Annotated in this window: 17 protein-coding genes; 9 read left to right on the top strand and 8 right to left on the bottom strand. The window is 70.9% G+C overall.

The window, feature by feature from the left end; all coding sequences use genetic code 11:
* Window positions 1-52 precede the first annotated feature (52 nt).
* Window positions 53-1,753 (bottom strand): hypothetical protein, encoded by a 1,701-nt coding sequence (locus tag WMF44_RS07335; protein WP_437298411.1) that lies wholly within the window; start codon window positions 1,751-1,753, stop codon window positions 53-55.
* Between the two features lie 389 nt (window positions 1,754-2,142).
* Between WMF44_RS07335 and WMF44_RS07330 the strand changes: the two genes are divergently transcribed.
* A complete protein-coding gene (locus WMF44_RS07330) occupies window positions 2,143-3,447 on the top strand; it encodes an ABC transporter substrate-binding protein (RefSeq protein ID WP_437298410.1) in 1,305 nt (434 codons plus the stop codon).
* A 219-nt stretch (window positions 3,448-3,666) separates the two neighbouring features.
* Here the strand turns inward: WMF44_RS07330 and WMF44_RS07325 are convergent, their stop codons facing one another.
* From WMF44_RS07325 to WMF44_RS07300, 6 genes are all read right to left on the bottom strand, one after another.
* A complete protein-coding gene (locus WMF44_RS07325) occupies window positions 3,667-5,814 on the bottom strand; it encodes a TonB-dependent receptor plug domain-containing protein (RefSeq protein ID WP_437298409.1) in 2,148 nt (715 codons plus the stop codon).
* 93 nt (window positions 5,815-5,907) lie between these two features.
* Complete coding sequence (locus WMF44_RS07320) at window positions 5,908-8,757, bottom strand: response regulator (RefSeq protein ID WP_437298408.1); 2,850 nt, start codon at window positions 8,755-8,757, stop codon at window positions 5,908-5,910.
* A 5-nt stretch (window positions 8,758-8,762) separates the two neighbouring features.
* On the bottom strand, window positions 8,763-9,224 hold the full coding sequence (locus WMF44_RS07315) for a response regulator (RefSeq protein ID WP_437298407.1): 462 nt from the start codon (window positions 9,222-9,224) through the stop codon (window positions 8,763-8,765).
* A gap of 167 nt (window positions 9,225-9,391) precedes the next feature.
* A complete protein-coding gene (locus tag WMF44_RS07310) occupies window positions 9,392-10,429 on the bottom strand; it encodes a hypothetical protein (RefSeq protein WP_437298406.1) in 1,038 nt (345 codons plus the stop codon).
* Entirely contained in the window at window positions 10,420-10,974 is a 555-nt protein-coding gene (locus WMF44_RS07305; protein ID WP_437298405.1) for a hypothetical protein, read from the bottom strand. Before WMF44_RS07305 ends, WMF44_RS07310 begins: the two co-directional genes overlap by 10 nt.
* A 1,348-nt stretch (window positions 10,975-12,322) precedes the next feature.
* Complete coding sequence (locus WMF44_RS07300) at window positions 12,323-12,841, bottom strand: hypothetical protein (RefSeq protein WP_437298404.1); 519 nt, start codon at window positions 12,839-12,841, stop codon at window positions 12,323-12,325.
* A 131-nt stretch (window positions 12,842-12,972) separates the two neighbouring features.
* On the opposite strand from WMF44_RS07300, the gene WMF44_RS07295 reads away from it, so the two are divergent.
* From WMF44_RS07295 to WMF44_RS07275, 5 genes are all read left to right on the top strand, one after another.
* The gene (locus WMF44_RS07295) at window positions 12,973-13,509 is read left to right on the top strand and encodes a hypothetical protein (RefSeq protein ID WP_437298403.1); all 537 of its coding nucleotides are present in this window, start codon (window positions 12,973-12,975) and stop codon (window positions 13,507-13,509) included.
* A 235-nt stretch (window positions 13,510-13,744) separates the two neighbouring features.
* On the top strand, window positions 13,745-14,299 hold the full coding sequence (locus WMF44_RS07290) for a glycosyl hydrolase (protein WP_437298402.1): 555 nt from the start codon (window positions 13,745-13,747) through the stop codon (window positions 14,297-14,299).
* The gene (locus WMF44_RS07285) at window positions 14,296-14,922 is read left to right on the top strand and encodes an RNA polymerase sigma factor (protein WP_437298401.1); all 627 of its coding nucleotides are present in this window, start codon (window positions 14,296-14,298) and stop codon (window positions 14,920-14,922) included. Before WMF44_RS07290 ends, WMF44_RS07285 begins: the two co-directional genes overlap by 4 nt.
* Window positions 14,915-15,832, top strand: coding sequence for a hypothetical protein (locus WMF44_RS07280; RefSeq protein WP_437298400.1), 918 nt, complete (start codon window positions 14,915-14,917; stop codon window positions 15,830-15,832). The genes WMF44_RS07285 and WMF44_RS07280 overlap by 8 nt, the downstream gene beginning before the upstream one ends.
* Window positions 15,833-15,841: 9 nt before the next feature.
* Complete coding sequence (locus WMF44_RS07275) at window positions 15,842-16,861, top strand: hypothetical protein (RefSeq protein ID WP_437298399.1); 1,020 nt, start codon at window positions 15,842-15,844, stop codon at window positions 16,859-16,861.
* 3 nt (window positions 16,862-16,864) lie between these two features.
* On the opposite strand, the gene WMF44_RS07270 is transcribed toward WMF44_RS07275, so the two are convergent.
* Window positions 16,865-17,719, bottom strand: a complete 855-nt coding sequence (locus WMF44_RS07270; RefSeq protein ID WP_437298398.1) for a LamG domain-containing protein — start codon at window positions 17,717-17,719, stop codon at window positions 16,865-16,867.
* 348 nt (window positions 17,720-18,067) lie between these two features.
* On the opposite strand from WMF44_RS07270, the gene WMF44_RS07265 reads away from it, so the two are divergent.
* From WMF44_RS07265 to WMF44_RS07255, 3 genes are all read left to right on the top strand, one after another.
* Window positions 18,068-19,528, top strand: a complete 1,461-nt coding sequence (locus WMF44_RS07265; RefSeq protein ID WP_437298397.1) for a DUF1592 domain-containing protein — start codon at window positions 18,068-18,070, stop codon at window positions 19,526-19,528.
* Window positions 19,529-19,598: 70 nt separating this feature from the next.
* Entirely contained in the window at window positions 19,599-21,176 is a 1,578-nt protein-coding gene (locus WMF44_RS07260) for a DUF1552 domain-containing protein (protein WP_437298396.1), read from the top strand.
* A 79-nt stretch (window positions 21,177-21,255) separates the two neighbouring features.
* The gene (locus WMF44_RS07255) at window positions 21,256-23,568 is read left to right on the top strand and encodes a di-heme oxidoredictase family protein (RefSeq protein WP_437298395.1); all 2,313 of its coding nucleotides are present in this window, start codon (window positions 21,256-21,258) and stop codon (window positions 23,566-23,568) included.
* Window positions 23,569-23,580: the final 12 nt, after the last annotated feature.

The following is a 23,580-nucleotide window of genomic DNA, read 5'->3' as shown; positions in this document are numbered from 1 at the left end:
CTCGCAAAGCGGCCGAGCTCGGCGATCCGGCGCGCCGCCCAGCGCGCCGTCCCTACCGCGCCGCCCGCGCGATCTCGTCGGCCGCGCGCGCCCTCTCCTCCGCCGACTTCGACAGCGGCCCCGTGAGGAGCGCCTGCGCCTCGCGGAAGCGCGCCGCCACGTCGGACCAGTAGCTCGCCTCCGCGCCCTGCGGGGCGGCGATCTGCTTGATGAGCGCCGCGTCGTACGCCGCGATGCCCGCGTACGCCGAGGCGGGCTTCGCGCGGGCCACCCAGTCGAGCGCCGCGAGGTCGCCCAGGCCGAGGCCCGCGAGCGGCGCCCGCCGCATCATGAGCGCCGCGTCCTCGGGGCCGTTGCGCAGGCCGAGCGCGACAGCGAGCAGCGCCGTCGCCTCGGCGGGGCGCGGGGTGTCCTTGGGCCACGCCGCGAGCAGCGCGGTCGCCTGATCGAAGTCCACGGCCCGCCAGTACAGCCGGCCGAGCTCGAGCCGCGCCCTCGCATAGAGGAGCCTCGACTCGGGCGAGAGCTGCGCTGTGCGCAGCGCCGCGCGGTGCTGGAGCGGGACGCCCCGGCCGAGCAGGACGCGCAGGAGCTCGGGCCGCGCCGCCGCCTCGGGCGCGATCAGGCGGCCCGCGTAGTACGTCGGCAGCCGGGCAGCGAGCCGCTCGACGGCCGACGAGGGAGGGGCGCCCGCCGCGAGCGGCGGCAGCTCGAGCGCGTCCAGCGCGTCGACGCGCCGGCCGCCGTAGAGGCGGGAGAGCATCTTGCGCGCGCCGTCGACGCGGGCGTCGCGGAGGACGCCGACCGCAGAGAGCTCGCGCAGGCCGACGAGCGCGGCGTCGCGGCCGCGGGCCTTCCAGGGATCGAGCAGCTGATCGAGCTCGCCGTAATAGACGTTCGCGAGCTCGGCGTCCTTCCGCATGGCGTCCGGCAGCGGCGCGGACCGGACCGCCTCGACGAGCCGCATGTCGGCCCGCCCGGACTCCACGGCGACGATGCCCTTCGCGTAGAACGGAAGCTCGACGCCGCGCCGCCCGAGATCCTCGATCGCCCGGGCCTGCTCCGTCACCCACGCGAAGAGCGGCCCCTTGGTGAACGCGAGGACGCGCTGGACATCGTAGGGCGGCCGCAGCGTGGGCGGCTCGGTCGCGGTGCGCGCGAGCCGGGCGGAGAGCGTCAGGCCGAGCAGCACCTGGTAGAGGTCGCCCCGGAGCGCGGCGGGCGGCGCTTCGAGGAGCGGCACGGCGATGGCGTCGCCGCAGGTGATGGGCGCGAGCTCGGCCCGGAGCGCGCGCGCGAGACCCGCCTCGAGGCCCGCGCACGCCTCGACGCCCGCGAGCCGCGCGTCGCGCTTCGCGGCGTCGTCCTCGGCGAGCGCGGCGTCGAGCGCGTCGAGCGCGCCCTGCGCGTCGCCGCAGGGCTGCGCCGGCGCGACGGCGGCGCGCCGCACGAACGCCTCGCAGGCGCGCGGCGCGGCGGGCACGCCGGCAGGCGCCGGCGGGACCAGCGCGGTCTTCGGATCGAAGGGCGCCGGCTTCAGGATCGGGAGCCACTCGTCCTTGAGCGTGCCGTGGACGGCGAAGGCCTCTTCCTCCGGGAGCGGCGCCGGCGGCAGGGTCGCCGGGCGGCCGTCGCCCGGCGAGACCGGCGCGTTCGGCGCGGGCGGAGGCGCCCCGGCGCAGGCCGCGAGGGAGAGCCCGAGCGCGGCGGCGAGGGCGTTGAAGGCGAAATGCGAGCGAAGGTGGGAGGGCATCACGTCTCCTTGGACACGGGCGGTCCGCAAAGGTTTCGCGGAGGAGCGGCGGGCGTCCATCACAATCCGAGCGGGGGCGCAACCCGGGCGCCGCCCACGGAACGACGCCGCGGCCGGCGCCCCACCCGGGGCCCCTCTCTCTCGGTCACGCGCTCACCACGGCCCGACAGCCGCGTTCGACGAACATCGATCGCACAACGCAAACAGCGAACCTTGTGGTGTGCATCGCACCCACGGCCCTTGACAGCTCCGTCCTCAATGCGATGTCATCGTCTCGAAGGACAACCATGTACACTGGGATGCCTACCGTTCGGGACTGCCTCCATCGAGCCGGCGCGTGGCTGGGTGCTCGCGGGCGACGCACGCGCTGTATGGAGACCGGGCTGATTGTGGGACTCGCGTCCCTGCTCTCGGCGTCCTGCTCGTCGACGGCGCCCGATGAGCCCGATGAGCCCGAGAACGCCATCAGAATCGGGGCCCTCCTCCCCTTCTCCGGGAGCGAGTCGGCCATCGGCCGCAACCTCGAGCAAGCCATGTTGCTCGCGGTCGAAGACGTGACCGCGGCGGGGGGGCTCGAAGGGAGGCCGTTCGACATCGTGAGCCGAGACAGCCATTCGAGCCAGGACCGCGGGCTCGACCAGCTGCTCTCGCTGATCTACACGGATGATGTCCGTTACCTGGTAGGACCCGAAGAGAACGAGCTCGCCCGCGACATCGCGATCGAGGTGAAGAAGGAGGACCTCCTCCACATGCTGCCGAGCTATGCCGCGCCCTCCATCGCGCGCCGCGAGGACGACGGCGGCAGGGTGAGGCTCGCCCCTTCCCCGCTCGGCATCGGCTGCGCGCTCGCGAAGACCATCGTCAGCGAGGGTGTCCGCACTGCCAATAGCCTCTCCGCGCGGGACGACTACAACACCGCCGTCAGCACCGAGTTCACGACGCATTTCGCGGCGCTCCAGGGCAGGATCCTCCCCTCGGTGACGTTCAAGCCGGGCGCACAGACGTACAAGGACAAGATCAACGCCGCCTTCAACCCAGAACGGACGGCCGGCCGCACGCTGCTGGCCGCCTATCCGTCCGCCGCCTCGACCATCGTGACCGAATGGACCGTCCACGGGCGCCCGGGCAGGTGGCTCCTCGGCCCTGCGTTGCACACCGAGGTGTTCCTCGCCAACATCCCTCAAGGCACCCTCGACGACAACTCCTATGGGATCTCGCCCTCGCTCAGCCTGCGGAGCGAGTGCAGCCCCAACCCCGACGACCCAGCCGGGGAGGCGCTCAGCTGCACGCGCTGGAACGCCGAAGCCTTCACCTATCACTTCTCCCGCCGGTGGAACCACGAGGTGCCGTTCCCCGCGGCGCACTTCTATTACGACGGCGTCGTCCTCATCGCGATGGGCCTCGTGTACGGGTACGCCACCACCGGGCAGATCATCACGTCCGGGAACGAGCTGCGGCAGAAGATCCTCGAGCTCAACGACCCCAAGAACGAGGTGGCCGTGTGGTGGGATCTGAAGGCCGCGATGGCCAAGCTCCGCGCGGGGACCCCGCTCCGCTACATCGGGGCGGCCGCCGAATACGAGTTCGACACCTACGGGGCGAGCCGGAATCACATCATGCAAAAGTGGACCATCCAAGGCGATAAGTTCGTCGATGGCGACCCCTTTGACGCCAAGTGCATCGTCCAGCAGTGAGCTGGAGCGACAAACGGGTTGAAACCCCAAGAAAGAGCAGGAATTTCACAGGGAGGCGGGGAGGCGGGGAGCGAGAGACGGCAAGAGGGAGAAGTTCATTTTCTTCTTCCTCCCCGCCTCCTCGCCTCCCTGTGAAAATTCTCCGGGCTTCAACGTGATCGGTACTCTAGCGGCTGAGCCCGTATCCCACGAATCTGCTCCCCGCTATAGAGCGGCAGCTCAGTAGCGGTGTCGTAGCTCGAAGAAGATCTCGCGCGGCGCGAGCGGGTACTCGAAGCCCGAGAAGCCCGGATCCGGGCCGAAGGTGCCGAGGATGTTCTTGGCGCGCACGGCCAGGGTCGTCTCGTGCCCCGGGATGATCCACAGGTTGCGCGCGACCAGGCTGGCGTTCCACCTGAGGTACGTGGGCAGCTCGAACGCGCCGCCCTTCTCCAGGGTGCTCGCCTCCGCGGACCGCCGGGGCCCGACGAGGATCCCTTGCGTCGAGAGCTCCAGCGGCACGGAGCTCGGCGACGGCAGCTTCACATAGGCGCCGGCGCGGGCGATCCAGCTCGGGTAGGCGACCATCGACGAGCCGACCAGATCCGCCTGGTACCCCACCTGGCCGGAGTCCCGGGTGGAGTGCACGGTCTCGAACGACCCGTAGCCCCCGAAGGCGTCGCCGCGCCGCAGCTCGGCGCGGGTCGCCCAGATCAAGGACTTCTGGCTGGCGACGTTCAGGGCCGTCTGGTTGATGCCCCGCGGGACGAACTCCGCCTTGTCGTTCAAGAGGCTGTACGACACCCCCGTGCTCGCCGTGGCCCAGACAGCAGGCCTCCACGTCAGCTCCGCGTCCACGGTGTGGATGAGCTGAGGCGACAGCCGCTCGTTCCCGATCACGTCGCCCGGCACGAGGGGCTCGGCGAAGAGCAGATACGGGGAAGGCGCCTTGAAGGCGCTGCCGTACAGCAGCTTGGCCACGACCGTCTTTCCCAGGTGCGAGGTCGCCCCGAACCGACCGGTCAGCTGATTGCCATACTTGCTGTGGTGATCGTAGCGGAGCCCGCCCGTGACCTTCAGCCACGGATCGAGCACCTTGAGGTTGGCGCTAAGGAGCGCACCGACGTCGAAGAGCTCGGCCGATTGCTGCTCCCGCTCCGGCGAGCCGAAGGACTGCCCCGACTCCTTGGTGACCCGGCGGAAGGACGGCAGGTCCTCCTTGTCGTAGACGGACTCCAGATTCAATATCAGGTTGAATCGGTCCCACGGCATCCACCGGGCCTCGACGCTCGCGTCCACGCCGCGATACGCCATGCGCCGCTCGATGTAGTACCAGCCGCCGGCGACGTCGATGCGATCGTCCGGCAGGACGCCCCCCTGGAAGTACATCCCCTGCACCGCGAACGCGAGCTCCCGGTTCAGCTGGTAAAGCCCGTCGACCGCCACGCGACGCTGCTGGAGGCTGATCACCGTGCCGGCACGGTTCCCCTCGTCGTCCGTACCGCCGGTGAGCTGTGCCCATTGCGCAAAATCCCCGCCGCGCCGGAGGCCTGACCAGTACGCGCTGAGCCTGAGGTGGTGCCCACGCTCGGGATGGCGAAACCCGATGCGCGCCCCGACGACCCCCGACATCCGCTCGAGGTTCTGGGCGTCCAGGCGCCCCGCGTTGTAGGGCGGGATGAGGGGAGCCGGGGACTGGGTAGGCATCTCCAGGCCGCTTCGATCATCGAGCTCCCCCGCGGCCGTCAGCATCATCTCGAAGCGATCGGTGAACATGCCGCCCACGACGTCGAAACGGCCGCGCGGGTGGTCCCTCGTCACGCCGACCTGCACCGTGCCGTCGACGAAGGGGATGTCCTCCGGATCGAGGGTGATGATGTTGACGACCCCGAGGAACGCATCGGCGCCATAGAGCGCCGACGCCGGACCACGGACGATCTCGATCTGCTTGATGGCCGACAGCGGGATCAGCTCCGTGCCCAGCCAGTTGCCGCTGGTGGTCCGGAACGCCGCCGATCGGCCGTTGATCATCACCTTGATCCCGCCGCTCTCGGCCCCCAGCCCGCCCGTCATCCCCTGCACGCCGGCGTTCGGCAGGATGTGGTCGTCGATGAGATAGAACCCGACGACGTGCTGCAGCACCTCGCCGACGCTCGTGTATCCCCAGCGCTGGATCTCTTCCGCGGTGATCGCCGTCATGATGGCGGGCGCGTCGTCGAGGGTCTCCAGCGTCTTGGTGGCCGTGGACACCTCGACGTCGAGCAGCCTCAGGAGGTCGACGTCCTCGAGCGCGTCGTTCCGGCGCTCACCCCCCACCGCCTTCGGCGCTCCCGGCGCCGTCGCGGTCGTCGGCTGGGCCCATGCGAGACCGGGGATCGAAGCGATCACCAGCGCGACCATCCACCTGGTTTCGAGTGAGGCAAGCATCATGCGGGTTCAGTGGGCTCCAGACATTCGTCCATCATCGGTTCGGCGCGATCGTCACGTCGCCTTGGCGGTCGCGGCGAGCTCCTCCCTCAGCGCAGCGCTCACGGAGTCGAACTCGTCACGTAGCCGCGCGAGGTCGCCCGCCTGCGGCAGCTCGCCTTGACCCGCGGCGAGCTGCATCTTCTCCGCCAGCTCCGCGACGCGCGTCGCGCCGATCGAGAGCATGCTGCCCTTCAGCTTGTGAGCGTTCGCCTTGATCTCTGCAGCCACGGCGCTCCGGATGACCCCCTCCAGGCCGTCGAGCTGCGCCGGCACGTTCTTGAGGACGAGCTCGATGAGCTTCCGCGAGCGCGGGACCTCCGGGTCGAGCACCGGCGCGCGCGCCGCCTCCAGCTCGGGGGCGGAGGGAGACGGCGACGACCCGGGCTCGTCCCGGCTCAGGACCACGTGCCGCCACAAGGTCTTCTGCAGAGATTGAGGGCGCACCGGCTTGGCAAGATAATCGTCCATCCCCGCCGCGAGCACCCGATCCCGCTCGCCGACGAGCGCGTGCGCCGTCAGCGCGATGATCACCGTGTGGCGGTTCCTCGAGCGCTCCCAGGCGCGGATCTCCTGGGTGGCGGTGTACCCGTCCATCACGGGCATCTGGCAATCCATGAGCACGGCGACATACCGCTTTCGCTTGACGCACTCGAGCGCCTCCTGGCCGTTGCACGCGGTCTCCACGCGCAGGCCCAGCTGCTCGACCTGCTCCATCGCCACGTAGCGGTTGATCTCGTTGTCATCGACGACCAGCACGGGGAGCTTGCTCGCGATCTTACCCGGCTCCGCGCCGGGCTTGCTAGGCGGCGGGGTCGAGGCGCCCGTGAGCGCGCTCTGCAGCGTGTTGTACAGCTCGGAGACGCGGAGCGGCTTGGGGAGCTGCGTGACCATGCTGGAGTCCATCCCGCTGAGCGTCACGCTCGATCCCATGTGATAGAGCGCCACCACGGGCAACGTCTGCAGCGCCGGGACCGACTGGATCGTCCTGAGGAACTCCTCGAGGCCGAGATCGTCCATCTGGACGCCGACGACGGCGGCGCTGAACGGCCGCTTCTCCAGCACCGCGAGCTCGAGCCGGTTGATCGCGTCCCTCCCGGAGGCCGCGGACTCGGCGTCGAAGCCCCAGGCCACCAGGTGCTCCACCACGACGTCGCGCCAGCTCCTGCTGTTCTCCACCACGAGCGCGCGGCGCCCGCTCGCCCACTCGGCGGAGCGGATCTGCTCGCCTCCGGCCGTGACGCCGACCCTGATCGTGAACCAGAACCGGCTGCCCTGCCCCGGCGTGCTGTCGAGGCCGACCTCGCCGCCCATGACCTCGACGAGGCGCTTGCTGATCGCGAGCCCGAGGCCCGTGCCGCCGTGCTTGCGGACCAGCGAGCCGTCCACCTGCGAGAAGGCCGCGAAGAGCTTCTTCTGGTCGTCGGGCGCGATGCCGGGGCCGGTGTCCACCACGGAGAGCTTGATGAGCGCCGTGGCCTTGTCCTGCTGCGAGGTCGAGGCGTCGATCAGCACCTCTCCGCGATCGGTGAACTTGATCGCGTTGCCGACCAGGTTGGTGAGCACCTGGCGGAACCGGTCGGGATCGCCCACGACGCCCGTCGGGACGCGGCGCTCGACGCGGTACACGAGCTCGAGGCCCTTCTCGTGCGCCTGGCTCGCCATCAGCTCCGCGACCTCCTGGATGACGAGGCGCAGATCGTAGGAGACGTGCTGCGCCACGTACTTGCCGGCCTCGAGCTTCGAGAAGTCGAGCACGTCGTTGATGATCGACATCAACGTGTTGGCGGAGGCGTCGACGGTCTCCACGTAACGCCGCATCTTGCCGTCGAGCGACTGGTTCTGCATGAGCCGGATGACCCCGAGGATGCCGTTCATCGGCGTCCGGATCTCGTGGCTCATGTTGGCGAGGAACTCGCTCTTCATCCGGGACGCCTCGAGCGCCTGCTCGGTCTTCACGCGCAGCTCCTCGAACGCCTGCTCGTTCGCCTCGACCATGCTGTTGAAGGCCGCTCCGAGCAGCTCGAGCTCGTCGCCGCTCGTGATCTGCACGCGCTCCCACTTCTTCCGATCCACGATCGGCGATTCGGTCGGCGGCGCGCTCGATCGGAGCCCGGTCGCGATGGCCCCCGCCGCCGTGCGCAGCGCGAGCAGCGGCTCGGTGATGTGGACAGCGACCCGCTTGACGAGGAAATAGCTGGCCGCCCCGCTGCCGAGGATCAGCGCCACGATCAGGCCGAGCGTGGTCACGAGCCGGTTCGCGGCGAGGTCCCGGGCCTGGACCATCCGCTCGACGACGCTCCTCGTGCTGATGCCGTAGATCACGGTCCCGGCGTGGGTCCCCTCCGAGAGGACCGGGGCCGCGACCTCGAGGACGTCATCCCCGCCCAGGGGGTTCTGCCGCCGCCGCAGCACGAGCCGGGACGGGTGCGTGGTGCTGATCCCGAGGGACTCCATGTCCGCCGCGGTGAAGCTCGGCGCCGCCGGGCTGGGCGCGTCCTTCGAGGCGGGCACCCGGGCCAGGCCGCTCGCCGCCCAGACCCGGTTCTCCGCGTCGAAGAACAACCCGTAGGCGATGTCGTTGTTCTCCGAGACGGTCTGGTGAATGAGCGCCTTGACATCCCCGAAGAGGTTGTCCGCCACCAGGCTGCGCAGGGCCAGCGCCTGATTGAAGCCGAGCAGGCGCGCCTTCTCTTCCAGACCGCTCAGGAGCTCCTGCTCACGCTTGGCCTGGACCGCGCGATCCGTCGAATAGATGAGCGCGCCGCTCGCGAGCAGCGTGGTGCCCCCGAGCAGCAGCAGCGCGCCCAGGATCAGGCGCAGCAGCTTGATGCGGAGCGAGCCGTGGGTGTTCGGGGTTGCCATGCACTCTACTTTGGACGCCTCATCGACGGCGGCGGGTTAGAGGAGGACGACGCCGCGGAAGACCCCGCAGACGAAGGCGGCGGCGGGCTGGTCTTCCCGACGCGCGACGCCACCGCGCGCTCGACCGCCGGCGCCAGCGCGACGTGCAGCTTCGCCTTCGAGACGATGCCGTCGGCGCCGACCTTCTCGCCGATCGCGCTCAGCTTGTCGATATCACAGCTGGAGACGAGGACGATACCCAGGTTCGAGAGCTGCGCGTTGTCGCGGAGCAGCTTCGCCAGCTTGTCGCCGTTGATGGTCGGCATGTTGATGTCGAGCGCGACCACGGAGATCTTGTCTCGCTTGATGACCGCCGTCGCGCCGATGGGCGTGGCGAGCTCGACCACATCGAAGCCGGCCTTGACCAGGACGGCGCGCATCGCCTCGCGAGCGATCTCGTCGTCATCGATCACGAGCACCCGGATCATGACGACGCGCTCCAGGGACGGCAGCTACGCGCGCGACGCTCTCCACGCGACGAGCAGATGGCAGGCGAGCCCGGGAGCTCGATGGTTCGAGCTGGCCCGTCGCATCGTGACCATGTGCCCGGTTGGAAAGGTAATCGCACGGCGCCTCCATTCCCCCCGATACGCGCTCACCTACCGATGAGAAAGTCAACCTGGCCGAACTGACTGGAATTCAGGCCGAAGCGCCGCGCGAGCCTCACGTCGACCAGGCGTTTCACGGAGATGGGCAGGCGGACGCCCGACGACCGGAGCCTCCAGTCGGCGTCCGCGAGCTCGTAGAGGACATCCGCCGCTTGCACCGCGAGCGCCTGGGTGTCGGGGATGGCAGCGAACGTCCCGAACTCCGCGTGCTCGTTCACGAGCGAACGCACGGCCACGACCACCGGCGCGCCGAGCCGGTCCACGTAGGGCAGCCAGACGTTGGTCAAGAACCTCGGGCTCAGGAGGCCATTGTCGTTCGGCAGCCAGATCGCGTCGACCTTCGCCCGCTGGAGGTTCACGAGCGCGGCGCGGAGGTCCTGCACGCGTGGCTTGTTCGAGAGCTCCTCCTTGACGAAGGCCAGCTTCTCGACGTGCATGAGCGCCTCCTGTCGCGCGATGTGATCCGCGAAGCCCCGGCGGTAGACGACGCCGACCCGATGAGCGTCGAGGCCCAGCGTCCGCAGGCCCACCATGGCCGTGACCGCCGGCACCTCGTAGGAGATGGCGACCGAGTTGGGGACGGTGCGCTGGAGCTCCTCGGCGAAGGACGCCATCAGGATCAGCGCGACCGGCGGGGTCGGGACGGTGCGCGCCCACTCGCGATACAGGAGCACGGTCGAGTTGTTGACCAGCACCACAGCCTGCGGGCGATCGCGGGCGACGATCTGCGCCACGAGGTCGGGGCTCGACTCCTCGCCGCGCAGCAGCGAGATGATGACACGATGTTCCCCGGACAGCTCGACGCGGAGCGATCTCAGCATGTCGTCGAGCTGCGGATCCGAGGGGGCGATGACGGAGATGACGGGCCTCGCGTCCGGAGGCGGCGGCTTGAGCGTCGGCGCCGGGTCGCTGGCGACGGGCGTCGCCGGGCCGGACGAGCAGCTCAGGGACAGCACGAGCCCCGCGAGGGCGGAGGCCCGCAGCAGCGAGCGCCGAGAGAGGGGACGCGTCGACCTTACTTCCATTCGTCAACCCCCAGATCGGCCAGCACGTGTTTCGGAAGCCTCCGGATCGCGCCCTCCACCGGCTGGCGCTCGCTCAGGAACGTGACCGCCACCAGCCCGACCTTCGCCGTCGAGAGGCTGAGGATCGTGAACGTCATCTTGCTTCTCGACTCGAAGTCAGAGCGAAATCGCTCGGGGAGGAGGACCGCATCAGCCGTCTGGAACTGGAGCAGCTGCAGGAGATCTTCGATCTTCGTGACGCGCTGGACCTCGGGCGCGGCGCTCACACCCAAGAGCCCGGCTACGAACTTAGGGAGCGATTTCCGTTCGACCAGATCGACGATCCCGTATCTGAGACCGGAGAGCATCTCCTTGGTCAGCGCCCTCGTCGAGACCAGGAGGTACTGCTCCGCGTCGCTCCCCGCCATCATGCCCTGGATGTCGGCGGTCCGATTGAGCGAAGCCAGGACCGGCTTTGGCGAGAGGGCCGCGTCGGGCGGGCTCGACTCGAGCGCGGCTTTGAAATCGCTCAATTTTCCGAACACGGTGACATCGACGCCGGGCATCGACTCCTCGATCTTCTGCTCGAGGGCGCGAGCGCGGAGCGGTGTCACCGCATACACATAGAGCGTGGCCACGGGCCCAGCCGTGATAGGCGGGCTGAGCAGCAGAAGACAGCACCCGATGAGCAGAGCCGCCGCCAGCAGGGCCGCCGGCGCGCGCGTCGATCGGAGCCCCCGGCGAAGCGGAACTCCGGTCCTGTCGGGCCAAGCGCGCTCGGCGAGAGTCCTGAGGAGTGAGCGAAATCCCCCGTGCCGAACCGGAGGAGCCGCGCGGTTATTTCGTGGGACCCACGATGATGCCCAGCGGGTTGCGATTCGCGCCCGACACGCGAGGTGCCCCACGGCCCGCTCGACCGCCGATCGCCGTGCCCCCGTGGAGCGCCTGCAGCTCGTTTCCACCAGGCTCATTTCCTCCCGGTCATCATGGGTAGGGAGCGTAGCCGATGGTTAACCCTCTTTGTCAAGCGCCCCCTGGGAGGCGCCCCCGCGGCCCCACCGAGCTTGGCGAAAGGGGGACGCCGGGGAGGGTGGCGACACCCGACGGCCGCTCGCCCGCCAGCAGCCGGCCAGCAGGACCACGCCGGAGCTGCCGAGCAGGACAGATACCGGGGCGAGCGCTTGACACGCTCCTCACGCACCTCGGTCTCAGGGCTCGATCTCGAGTCCCAGGATCGGCATATCCCCCGCGCCGCGCAAGCAAGAGATGGCGCCTCCGAGAAACCAGCAGACGACGCCCCGGATTCGCGCGACACATCATGCCTCGTCGACCTACATGGTGAGCGATGGTGCATCGTGATACCCGGTAATTTTGCCTTGTCACGCACAAACCGCGGAATCCATGGGTGCGCCTTCGCTCCCTGCCACCGAGCTCGAAAGCTCGCGCGTCGCGCTCGATCTACTTACCGCTTGCGTACTGCTGGCGCTCTGCCGCTGGCGCTCTGCTGGTGGCGCTCTGCTGGTGGCGCTCGCCGCTGGCGCAGGACGATCGTGGCGTCCAGCTCTCCGGTGCGGCGTCCCGCCAACAATCGCTCCGACAAACTGATTGTAGTCCATCGGGTCGCCACACAGCAACCCTCGCGAGCCGCGGCCGCAGGGCCGGGGTGTCGCGGATCACAGCGGGTGGCGCGCCCGAGAGGCGCGGGCGCCGAGCGCCGCGCAGACGTGAGGCAGGGCCCCTGCGGCCCGGCGTATTTGCAAGGAACTCTCGTGACCTGGGGAACGAAGGTTCCACTCGTAGGGCGCTCGGCCAGCGGACGGGCAAACCGCTGCCCGCCGCTGCCCGGAGCGCCGGGCGCGCGGAGCGGCTCGCTCGGGGCGAGGCGGCGCGCCGCGCTGCGGCGCGCCGTTCGTCTCAGTACCACTCGCTGCCGAGGCCCAGCGTGAAGGTGAATGTCGGCCCCTCTGGCAGGAACACCGGGTGGAGATCCGCGCTGATGGCGAAGCCGCTCCGCCGCGCGCCGCTCCCGGCCAGGCCGCCGAGGATCAGGGCGCCCCGCGCGTGAGCGCCGAAGTACCAGGCCGCCGTGCTCTCACAGCCGGCGCTCGGGAGCGGGATGCCGCCCTCCGGGACCTCCGCGCCGCAGGTCGCGACGGCCACGTAATCCATGGAGGGTCCCGCGCCGAGATCGAGGAAGTGGAACAGCGTGAAGCCCGCGAGCACCGAGTTGTAGTCGATGAACCCCGCCTCGAATCCAGCGCTGTTCTCGGTGCTCTCGGGGGTGAGCGTCACCATCGGTGTGTTCTGGTAGTATATCCCGAAATAATGGTTGACCTGGACACCGAGCCGGCCCGAGAGCGCAAAGACGGCCCCCGTGCCCGTGGGTGACTCGATGATCCCGCCGCCGAGCGTCGTACCGAAACGAAAGCGCATCCCGTCCTTCTCGTCGTCCTCGGGCTCCTTCGGTTTCTCCTCGGGAGCGGGCGGAACCGGCGCGGGCGGCTCCGGAGCGGGCGTGCGCGCGGCCGGCGCGGCCCGCGGCGCGGGCGGCGGTGCAGGCGCAGGTGTCGACCGCGGCGCGGGTGGCGGCGCAGGCGCAGGTGTCGACCGCGGCGCGGGCGGCGGCGCAGGCGCAGGTGTCGACCGCGGCGCGGGCGCAGGCCGCGGCGCAGGCGGCACCGGCGTGGGAGATGGCGGCGGGAACGGCATGGGAGCGGGCGCAGGCGCAGGCGCCGGCTGCACCGGAATCGGCGCAGGCGCGGGAGCAGGCGCAGGTGCGGGCTGCACGGGTATCGGCGCAGGTGCGGGCTGCACGGGTGTCGGCGCAGGCGCCGGCTGCACCGGTGTCGGCGCAGGTGCCGGCTGCACCGGTGTCGGCGCGGGCGCCGGCTGCACCGGTGTCGGCGCAGGCGCCGGCTGCACCGGTGTCGGCGCGGGCGCTGGCGCGGGGGCCGGCGCTGGCTGCACCGGTGTCGGCGCAGAAGAAGGCGGCGGTGCTGGCTGCGCGGAGGCAGACGGGAGCGGCTCTGGAGGAGGAGGCGGCGGGAGGGGAGCGTCGCCCTGGGTCAAGGCCGTCGCCGAGACCGCCAATGGAACGGTGAGCGCCGCGAGCGCGGCAAGCCAGCGAGGGGGTGTCATCCGGTCTTCCTCGATGCGCTCCTCGCGGCCGTCAAGCGCGCGGAGGTGCGCGCTGTCGGTCGCGGTGCGCCGCAGCGGATGATCCGCCCGCGAGCCGTGGAGCGCCAGCCCATCGACGACCGCCCGATGAACGTCGCCCCCCGTCCCTCCACTTTCCTTCACGGAACGCGGCGGCTCCGGTCACCAGCCCCTCGATCCATGCGCCGAGCTCGCCAAGCCCTCCGCTGCGGTATCCGCCCCCTGCCCGGGATCCTCTTCTCCGCGGCTTGCGTGGAGGAAACGCTCCCCCCGGAGGCGACCGCGGGCGGCGGCACTGGAAATATCCATGGGGCGAGCGGCGCGGGTGAGGGCGCCGCCGGCCCCGTGGACCCCGGCGGCACCGGCGGCGAAGCGGGGCACACCCCCGGTACAGGGGGCGGCGGCGCTGGCGACGGCGGCAGCGCTGACTGGTACGCTTGCGGCCGGCCGGCGCTCGAGGGGTACCTCGGCGAGCTCGAACGCGACGAGCGCCCGATCTGGCCGACCGAGCTCTCGTGCGGCGACGGCGCGGAGCGGTCGCTCGAAGCGCAGGCGGCGACCATGCGAGAAGCGGTGCCACTCCTCGAATCGGACCCCGACGTCTTCCGGTACGCCTGGTTCTCCGGGCGGACCGACGCGATCTCCAACGTCGACCTGCTCGGCGCGAGCGCCGAGCTCACCGCGCTCGGCGAGCTCCACGTCTCGCGGCCCTACGAGGAGGAGCGCAGCCCGTGACGGCCCGCGCGGCGGTCGCTCCGTCGACGCCTCCGCCCGCCGGCGCGGTGGCCGCCGTCCCCGCGGCCGGCGTGCAGGCCGCGCCGCTCGACTTCGCCGAGGTGTACGAGGAGATGTTCCCCTTCGTCTGGCGGACCGTGCGCCGGCTCGGCGTGGACGCCTCGGCGCACGAGGACGTGTGCCAGGAGGTGTTCGTCGTCGTGCACCGGCGGCTCCCGGAGTTCCTGGGCCGCTCGTCGCTGAAGACGTGGGTCTTCGGGATCGTCGTGAACGTCGTGCAGACGCACCGGAGATCGCTGCGCCGCAAGAGCCCCGCCCACCGCGGGACAGGAGAGACCGTGGATCCCGAGCTGCTCGCCGGGCCGAGCAACCTCAGCCCCTACGAGGCCATGACGAGGGCGGAGGCCGCGCGCGTCGCGCACGAGCTGCTCTCGTCGCTCGACGAGGAGAAGCGCGTGGTGCTCCTCCTCGCCGAGCTGGAAGAGATGCCGGCGGCGGAGATCGCGCGGGGCATCGGGGTGAACGTCAACACCGTGTATGCGCGGCTGAGGGCCGCTCGACAGGCGTTTTCCGACGCGGTGCACCGCCACCACGCCAGGATCCGAGGAGGCCGCAATGGATGAGCTGGGGGCCGGGGAGCGAGCGCTCCTGAACGCCCTTCGTGACGAGGACGAGCCGACCGACGACGACAGACGCCGGACGCGCGCGGCCGTGTGGGCGAGGCTCGGCCTCGCAGGGACGGCGGCCACGGCCACGGCCGTGGCCGTGAGCGCCGAGAGCGCCGGAGCCGCCGGCTCCGCGAGCGCCGGCGCGGCCGCGCACGCGGTCGGCCCCGCCGCCGCGAGCATGGCCGCGAGCGCGAGCACCGCGGTCGCACAAGGCGCGGCCATCACGCTGCTCGGCGCCCCGATGAAGATCGGGCTGGCGGCGCTGATCGTGGGCCTCGCGACGGGGGCCGCGCTCTACTTCCCGACGCCGGGCGAGGCGCCCGATGCGCGACGCGCGCAGGAGGAGGCGGCGGGCGCGGCCGAGGCGCCCCGAGCGGCGCGCGCCGCCGCGCCCTCCAGCGCCCCGGTCGACGGGACGCCTGCGCCCGCCGAGGCGAGCGCCTCCAGCGAGGCCGGCGCTCCCGAGGCGTCCAGCGCGCCCGCCGAGCCGAGCGCCGCGCCCCCGGCAACCGCCGCGGCGCGCACGACGGCGTCGCGCGCGCCCCGGGCGGCGGCCGCCGCGAAGCAGGGCTCCGAGGGGCTCGACGCGGAGATCGCGCTGCTCCGCGACGCGCAGCAGGCGCTGCAGGCGGGCCAGTTCGCGCAGGCGCTCTCGAAGCTCGACGAGCACGCCAGCCGGTACCCGAGGGGCGTGCTCTCGACCGAGCGCGAGGCGTCGCGCGCGATCGCGCTCTGCCGCTCCGGCCGCGCGCCGTCCGGCAGGGCGATCGCGGCGAGGCTGCTCGCGAAGAGCCCGGGCTCGCCGCTCGCGACGCGCGTGCGCGCCGCGTGCGGACAGGAGGAACAGGAGGAACAGGAGGAGTAGAGTGCGCGGGTGCACGTCTCGAGGTGGGCGCATGCGCCGTCGATCCTTCCGGCGCTGATCGTCGCGGCAGGGCTCCTGCCCGCGCGCGCGCTCGCGGCGCCCGCCGAGCCGCGCACCATCGATCTCCGCTGGGAAGCGCCGGCGGGGTGCCCGCCGGTCGACGAGGTCCGGAGCGAGATCGCCCGGCTGCTGGGAGCGTCGGAGCAGCGCCAGCCGATCGAGGTCGAGATCGCGATCGCTCGCCAGCGCAACGAGCGCTACCGGCTCGATCTGCGCATCCGCGCGCCGGCGCCGGGCGAGCGGGTGATCCGTGGCGACGACTGCGCGTCCATGTCGCGGGCAGCGGCGCTGATCGTCGCGATGTCGATCGATCCCGACGCGGTCGCGCGGAGCGCCGCCGCGCAGCCCGCGCCGCCCCAGGCGGTCGCCGCCCCTGCCGTCAGCGCGCCGCGCCCGCCGCCTCCCGCGCCGCGCCGCCGACCGCCCGCGGCAGCGCGGCCGTCCACTGCGACCGAGCGCGACGTGGAGGGAGCGCTCTGGGTGAGCGCGCAGATCGAGCAGGCGCTCGTGCCGACGATCGGCGTCGGGCTCGCCGCGGGCGGCGGGATCCGCAGCGGCTGGTTCCGCGCGGACGGCGCGGCCGGCGTGGTGCCGTCGAGCTCGAGCCACATCGCGGGGCTGGCTGCAGGCGCCGAGTTCCGGCTCTGGTTCCTCGAGGTCGACGCGTGCGCGCTCCCGCTCGATCGCCCCATCCGCGTCTACGTCTGCGCGCTCGGCCGCCAGCACTGGCTCCGCTCCAGGGGGCGGGACGTCGATGAGCCCTTCACCCTCACGACGCCGATCTTCGCGGCCGGGCTCGGGACGCTGCTCGAGTGGCGCATCGCCGCTCCCGTGAGCGTCGAGGGCGCGCTGCACGCCGTCGTCCCGCTGAGGCGGCCCCGCTTCGTCGTCGAGAACCTCGACGGCGTCGTCTACCGCCCGCCGGCCGCGGGCCTCAGCGCGCGCCTCGGCCTCGCGCTGGCCTTCTGAGCCTCAGGGCGACTCCGGGCCGGCGCGCCACGCGGCCTCGATCGCGCAGCCGGCCAGCGCCCCGCGGTAGAGGCGCAGCTCGTCGTAACGCCCTCCGAAATACGGATCCTGATCGAACTGGGACCGCCCGAGCCAGTTGTTCGCGTCCTGGATCGCCGAGAGCGGAAAGCCGACCGGCGTGCTGCCGAGGAGCGCACCGTCGAGGTAAAGCGAAAGGGTCCCCGCCCCGCCGTCGAAGACGGCGGCGAGCTGATGGATCTCGGCATTCTCGAGCGTGGGCGCGGTGGTCACCTGCACCTGACCCGCGGCGCCGCTGTCGCTCGCGAGCGCGGCGATACCCGGCGGGTCGAAGCCCGTCGAGGGGGTGATGACGAGGTAGGACCGCCCCACGCTCGAGTCGCCTTCGACGGGATCCTCACCCGTGCTGCCGATGCCGAAGTCGACGACGCGCAGGTACGCCCCTCCGCCGTTGCGGGCGACCCAGACCATGACGGTGACGTCGCGGAGCCCCGCGAGGAGCCCCGCGGGCAGCTCGACGTAGTCGTCCTCTCCGTCGAGGGTGAGCACCCCTCCGCCGTCGAGGCTCGCGCCGCCGAAGATCTCGCCGTCGGCGCCGCCGACCGTATCGGCGACGACCGCCCCCACCCCGTCGAACGAGTACCGATGAGCCAGCGACGGCAGCGCATCGCAGGGGGCCGCGCCGCCGCCCCCTTCCCCGCCGCTTCCCGCCTCACCGCCGCCGCCCGCCTCGCCGCCGCTTCCCGCCTCACCGCCGCTCGGCGCCCCACCACCACGCCCCCCTTCCCCGCTGCCACGACCACCTTCCCCGCCGCCGCCCACAACCGACGTCGGAGTCATACGACCCACCGCAATATCCATATCTGCCCCACATCCGGACAGGCCGAGGAGCAGCACCATCATCGTAGTCTTCCGCGCGCACGACACAGGCTGATCCTAGCGCGGGTGTGCGGTCGATTCGATCACGAAAGGCGCGCGCCCCGGCGACGAGGGGGAGAGTGCTGATTCCACACGCGGGAGCCGACCATGATGTGCCGACTTGACCGAGTGTTCGCAGGTCCCTGGCTCGCCGCCGGGGGATGTCTCTTGAGCATCTCGTGCACTGGCATCCTCGGAGGTGATGACGCTCCGGGACAGGACCCTGGAGACGACGCCGTCGTCGCGCCAGGCGGGATGCCTTTGCACCACATGACAGCATCGGAGTACAATAGCACGGTCGCCCACCTCCTGGGCACGCGCCTGCGGCCGGCGGACGGGTTCCCGGCCTCCGGCGCGAAGGGCTTCGACGCGAACGCCAGCGCGCTCTCGAGCCTCTCGCAGGTGCTCGTCCAGGGGTATTACGACGCCGCCAAGAAGCTTTCGGCCGACGCGTTCTCGAACGAGGCGCAGCGCGCCCAGATCCTCGTGTGCGACCCGGCGGAGGGCGCGGGCGCGGACGACGCGTGCGCGCGCGAGATCATCGAGCGCTTCGGGCTGCGCGCCTTCCGGCGCCCGCTCGAGGCGGCGGAGGTCGACCGGTACGCGGCGCAGTACGACGACGCGCGCACCACCCTCGAAATGTCCCCCGTCGAGGCGGTGCAGCACGTCGTCCGGACCCTGCTGACGTCTCCGAATTTCTTCCTGCGGATCGAGGTCGGCCCCGACTCGAGGCGATCGCCGGGCGCCCTCGGCGGCCATGAGATCGCGTCGCGCCTCTCGTACCTCCTCTGGAGCTCGCTCCCGGACGAGGAGCTCTTCGACGCCGCAGAGGGTGATGCGCTGGCCACCGAGGACGAGCTCCGGGAGCAGGTGGACCGCATGCTGGCCGACCCGAAGAGCGCCGCGTTCTTCCAGAACTTCTTCGGGCAGTGGCTCGGGACCCGCACGCTCCCGAGCCACAGCGTCGACACAGCGCTGTTCCCGGGCTGGAACGACGAGATGAAGGGCGCGATGATCGACCAGGCCAACGCCTATTTCACCGGCTTCACGACCGGCGAGCGGCCGTGGTCCGAGTTCCTCACGGCGCCCCACCCCGAGAGCCCGCTGCTCGCGCCGCTCTACGCGAACGACCCCGAGGCCGGGCGCGCCGGGTTCCTCACGCTCCCCGCGTTCCTCACGCTGTCTTCCCGCGCCGATCGGACCTCCCCCACGTCCCGCGCGAAGACGATCCTGGCGCAGCTCTACTGCGCCGAGCTGGCCCCTCCCCCCGGCGTGGATATCCCGGAGCTCGAGGCCGCGGGAGGCGACACGGGCACCGTCGACAACGTCCGCGAGAAGCTCGAGAAGCACCGCGAGTCGCCCGACTGCGCGGGCTGCCACGATGTCCTCGATCCCATCGGGCTGAGCCTCGAGAACTTCGATGCGATAGGCGCCTACCGGACCGCGTACCCGAACGGCGACGCGGTAGACGCGACAGGCGAGTACGGGGGCGCGGCGTTCCAGGACATCTCGGGGCTCATCCCGGAGCTCCAGAAGGACCCCCAGCTGGGGATCTGCCCCTCCGAGCAGCTCTTCACCTATGCGTTGCGCCGGCGCCCGGTCGGCGGCGACAGGGACGCGCTCAAGGAGATCGCCGCGCGCTGGGAGAAGGGGACGATCGCGGATCTGGTGAAGCAGGTGGTGACCAGCGAGGCGTTCCGCCTCCGTCCAGCAAAGGTCGGGGCGAAGTGAGGCCGCGGGGCGAAGTGAGGCCGCAGGCGCTGTTTCCGCACGGAACCAGGCACGAAGGAGCGATGCGCACATGAAACGCGGAATGACACGCAGGAACCTGTTGCGCGGCGCGGGCGTCTGCCTGGCGCTGCCGTTTCTCGAGAGCCTCGCGCCGCGCAGGGCGCGGGCGGGGGAGCCCGGCACGCCGAAGCGCTTCTTGCTCTGCACCTTCCCGAACGGGGCGCCCCACCACTGGTGGGAGACGGCGCCCGCGTTCGGCAAGACGCTGAAGGGCGCCGATTTCAAGCTGCCGAGGGTGCTCGAGCACTTCGCGCCGGTGAAGTCGAAGATGCTCATGATAAGCCGCCTCGGTAACCACACGTGGAGCAAGGAGCAGAGCGCGTTCATCGAGCCGTCCCACTCGCGCTGCATGGCCGCGCTGTCGACCTGCGTGGACGCCGATGAGCTCGGGAGGGCCGCGGGGCAGGACCTCGGAGAGTGGGTGGGCAACGGCGTCTCGGTCGACCAGCTCATCGTGCAGAAGGCAGGCCCGGAGCAGGCGACCCGCATCCCGTCGCTGCAGACGGGGCTCGGGGTGAAGCCCGGATTCTTCGACGGGCGCAGCTACGCCTACAATCAGGCCGTCTCCTGGAAGAGCCCGCGCGAGCCGCTGAAGCGCTCGGTCAACCCGAAGGCGGTGTTCGACGCGCTCATCAACGCGGGCGCCGCGAGCGCGCCCCCCGTGCCAGGGCAGACCGACGAGCAGGCCAGGATCGAGGCGGAGCGCCGCGCGGCGACCGAGAAGAGCGTCATCGACGCGGTGCTCGCGGACGCGAACTCGCTCATGGGCAAGGTAGGCTCGGACGATCGCAAGATCGTCCAGCAGTACCTGGACGCCCTGCGAGAGACCGAGAAGAACGTGACCCGCGTCCAGTCGACGATGACGCCGTCGAGCCTCGGCTGCAGCCCGATCGGCGAGCCCGGCGTGGTCCCCGAGCCGCCGGGGCAGCAGGAGGGGCTCAACGAGAACGACAGCACGGATGCCGGCGAGTACAAACACGACGATCACGCGAACGTCATGATCGATCTCATCGTCATGGCCATTCAATGCGACGTGACGCGCGTGATCACCCACATGCTCGACGACGCGCGCTCCGAGTTCGAGTACCGGTGCATCCCGGCCGACGTCCGCGCGAAGGTGGGCCTCGAGTACAGGGAGGGCAGCAGCCTCCATTATCACTCCTGCCAGCACGGCCCCGGCAACCTGGGCGCAACGGACGAGGGCGGCCGCTACGCGGTCGTCGAGCAGAGCAACCTCGATTTCGCGGCGATCAACTGCTGGCTCGGCCAGAAGACGGCGCAGCTCGCGCAGCGGCTCGACGCGATCCCCGAGGGGGATGGAACGGTGCTCGATCACTCGGTGATGGTCTACATGAGCGAGATGCGTACGCACGACCACGACGCGTACGATCTGCCCATCGTCCTCCTGGGCGGCGACGGCGTTTTCCTGAACGACGCGCACGTCGCGTATGGCCCCCTCGGCCAGGATCGCCAGCTCCGCGATCTGTGGTTCACCATCATGAACCAGTACTACGACCTCGGCGTCGCCTCGTTCGGCGAGGATCGCCGCGGCGTGCCGAACGCGCTCCTCGAGGAGATCCTGCGGTAGCTCTGCGGTTCACGGTCTCGATGGATGGGCTCACACCGGAGGTCGAAACGCGATGTTCGAAAGCCGCTCACGTCGGTTGGTGTCCGGGGGTCTCCATGTCGCGCTCGGGCTGCTCGTGACCTGCACCGCAGAGCTCGGGTGCTCGAGCGACCCGTCGCCCGCGTCTCCCTCACAGGGGTCGCCTTCGCCGGAGTCGCCCTCGCCGGGCGGCGGGGGTGGTCCGGAAGGCGCGCCGCCGTGCGAGGAGACGAGCGACGGGCCAGCGCTGCCGCAGGCGTTCGCGCTGAACTGCGGCGGCTGCCATAGCGCCCACGGCAAGCCGACCGGCGGGTTCCCCGATCTGTTCGCCTTCGACGGCCCCCTGGAGGAGTTCACGGCGCAGGTGCGCGCGGGGCGCACGGGGGACGTGCCCATGCCGGCCTTCGGCGAGCAGCAGATCGCGACGGCCGACATCGAGGCGATCTTCGCTTATTTCTCTGCGGGCGCGCCGCCCGCGCCGGCCTGCGACGGCGGCGAGGTCGATCCCGGCGAGTGCTCCGGCGTGGACGGCGAGATCTCCCCGCTGTTCCCCTCGGCCACGGCGGGAAAGCCGATCACCACGACGGCCGCCGATGGGACGATCACGCTCGAGGCCGCAGGGCGCGTGCGCGGGCGCCACGAGAAAGAGGAAGAGTTCAGCCCGTACCAGCCGCGCTATTTCGAGAACCGAAGCTACAAGTTCATCGTCGAGGACACGATCCCGGCGGGCGAAAGCACCGTCAAGTTCACCTGGCTCCCCAACGCAAACGCATCGCTCAACCAGACCATCAATTTCCGCTGCTGGTACTCGGGCGAGGGCAACGTGTTCGACTCGAACAACGGCATGGAGCGCATCACGAACACCCACTGGGAGTTCGTCGTCGATCGCAACGCCAGGGACAGCAGGGAGATCCGCGCGGGAGATCTGCTGGAGTTCGAGTTCGGGGTGTTCCTTGACGCGGGCACCGTCGAGGGGAGGACGAGCTACTACAGCGACACGTTCCGCTACCGCGTCGGCAGCGGCGAGCTGACGCCGTTCAACGAGCCGAACGAGGCGGCCCTGTCGGGCGGCGACGGGACGATACCGTACATCTACGAGGAGCCTCATCTCTATTACGAGCAGATGGCGCTCAACATCCAGGAGAGCTCGATCCAGCCCTTCCTCGAGGGGCGCCGCCTGTTCCATACGGATTTTGCCACCGGCGAGCACAGCGAGGGCGGTAACCCCGTCTTCGACGAGCACGCCGGCAAGGCGGGGCCGCTCTCGAACCAGGCGGCGTGCGTGAGCTGCCATATCAACAACGGTCGCGGCGCCCCGCCCGAGCCCGGCGAGGTGATGGAGACCGCCGTCGTGAAGCTGTTCGGCGCGGGCGCGAACGCGGACGGCGGACCCATCGCCGACCCGAGCTATGGCCGGCAGCTGCAGGACAAGGTGCAGGGCGGGGGCGAAAGCGAGGGCACGGCCACCGTGGCCTACATCGAGCAGCCCGGGCAGTTCCCCGATGGCACGCCGTACGTCCTGCGAAAGCCCGCGTTCCGCTTCGACGGGCTCTCCGCAGGGCCGATCGCGCGCTACTCGGTCCGCGTCGCGCGCCCGATCGTGGGCATGGGCCTCCTCGAGGCGATCGCAGAGGACGCGGTGCTCGAGCGCGCCGACGGGATGGACTGCAATCAGGACGGTATCTCGGGCCGTCCGAACCTGATCCCGGATCCGGTCTCGGGGGTGACGCGGATAGGGCGCTTCGGCTGGAAGGCGAGCAAGGTGAGCGTGCCCCACCAGGTCGCCGACGCGCTGGTGGCGGACATGGGCGTGACGACGAGCCTGTTCCCTGTCGAGGAGTGCGGCGAAGCGCAGACGGGTTGCCAGGCCGGCACGCGCGGAGATCCCGAGCTCTCCGACGAGGATCTCGACAGGCTCGCCGTCTACATGCGCATGCTGGGCGTGCCGCCGCGCCGCGACACGGCGGACCCGGCCGTCCAGCGCGGAGAGGCGCTGTTCAGCCAGGCAGGGTGCGCGAGCTGCCATGTCCCCTCGATGAAGACGGGGAGCCGCCACCCGCTCGTCGAGCTGCGGGATCAGCGCATCCAGCCCTTCAGCGATCTGCTCCTGCACGACATGGGAGAAGAGCTCGCGGACACGTCCACGAGCGACCACCTCGCGGGGCCGCGCGAGTGGCGGACGCCGCCGCTGTGGGGCATCGGGCTGCTCGAGGCCGTGAACGGCCACACCCAGCTGCTGCACGACGGCCGCGCGCGGAACGTCGTCGAGGCGATCCTGTGGCACGGCGGCGAGGCGGACGCCGCGAAGCAGCGCTTCATGGCGCTCCCCGCGGGAGATCGCGACGCGGTGGTCGCCTTCCTGCGCTCGCTCTGAGGGCGCGCTCCG

The organism is Sorangium sp. So ce426 (assembly GCF_051475585.1).
Classification (GTDB): domain Bacteria; phylum Myxococcota_A; class Polyangia; order Polyangiales; family Polyangiaceae; genus Sorangium; species Sorangium cellulosum_B.
This window is presented reverse-complemented; position numbering and strand designations above follow the sequence as displayed.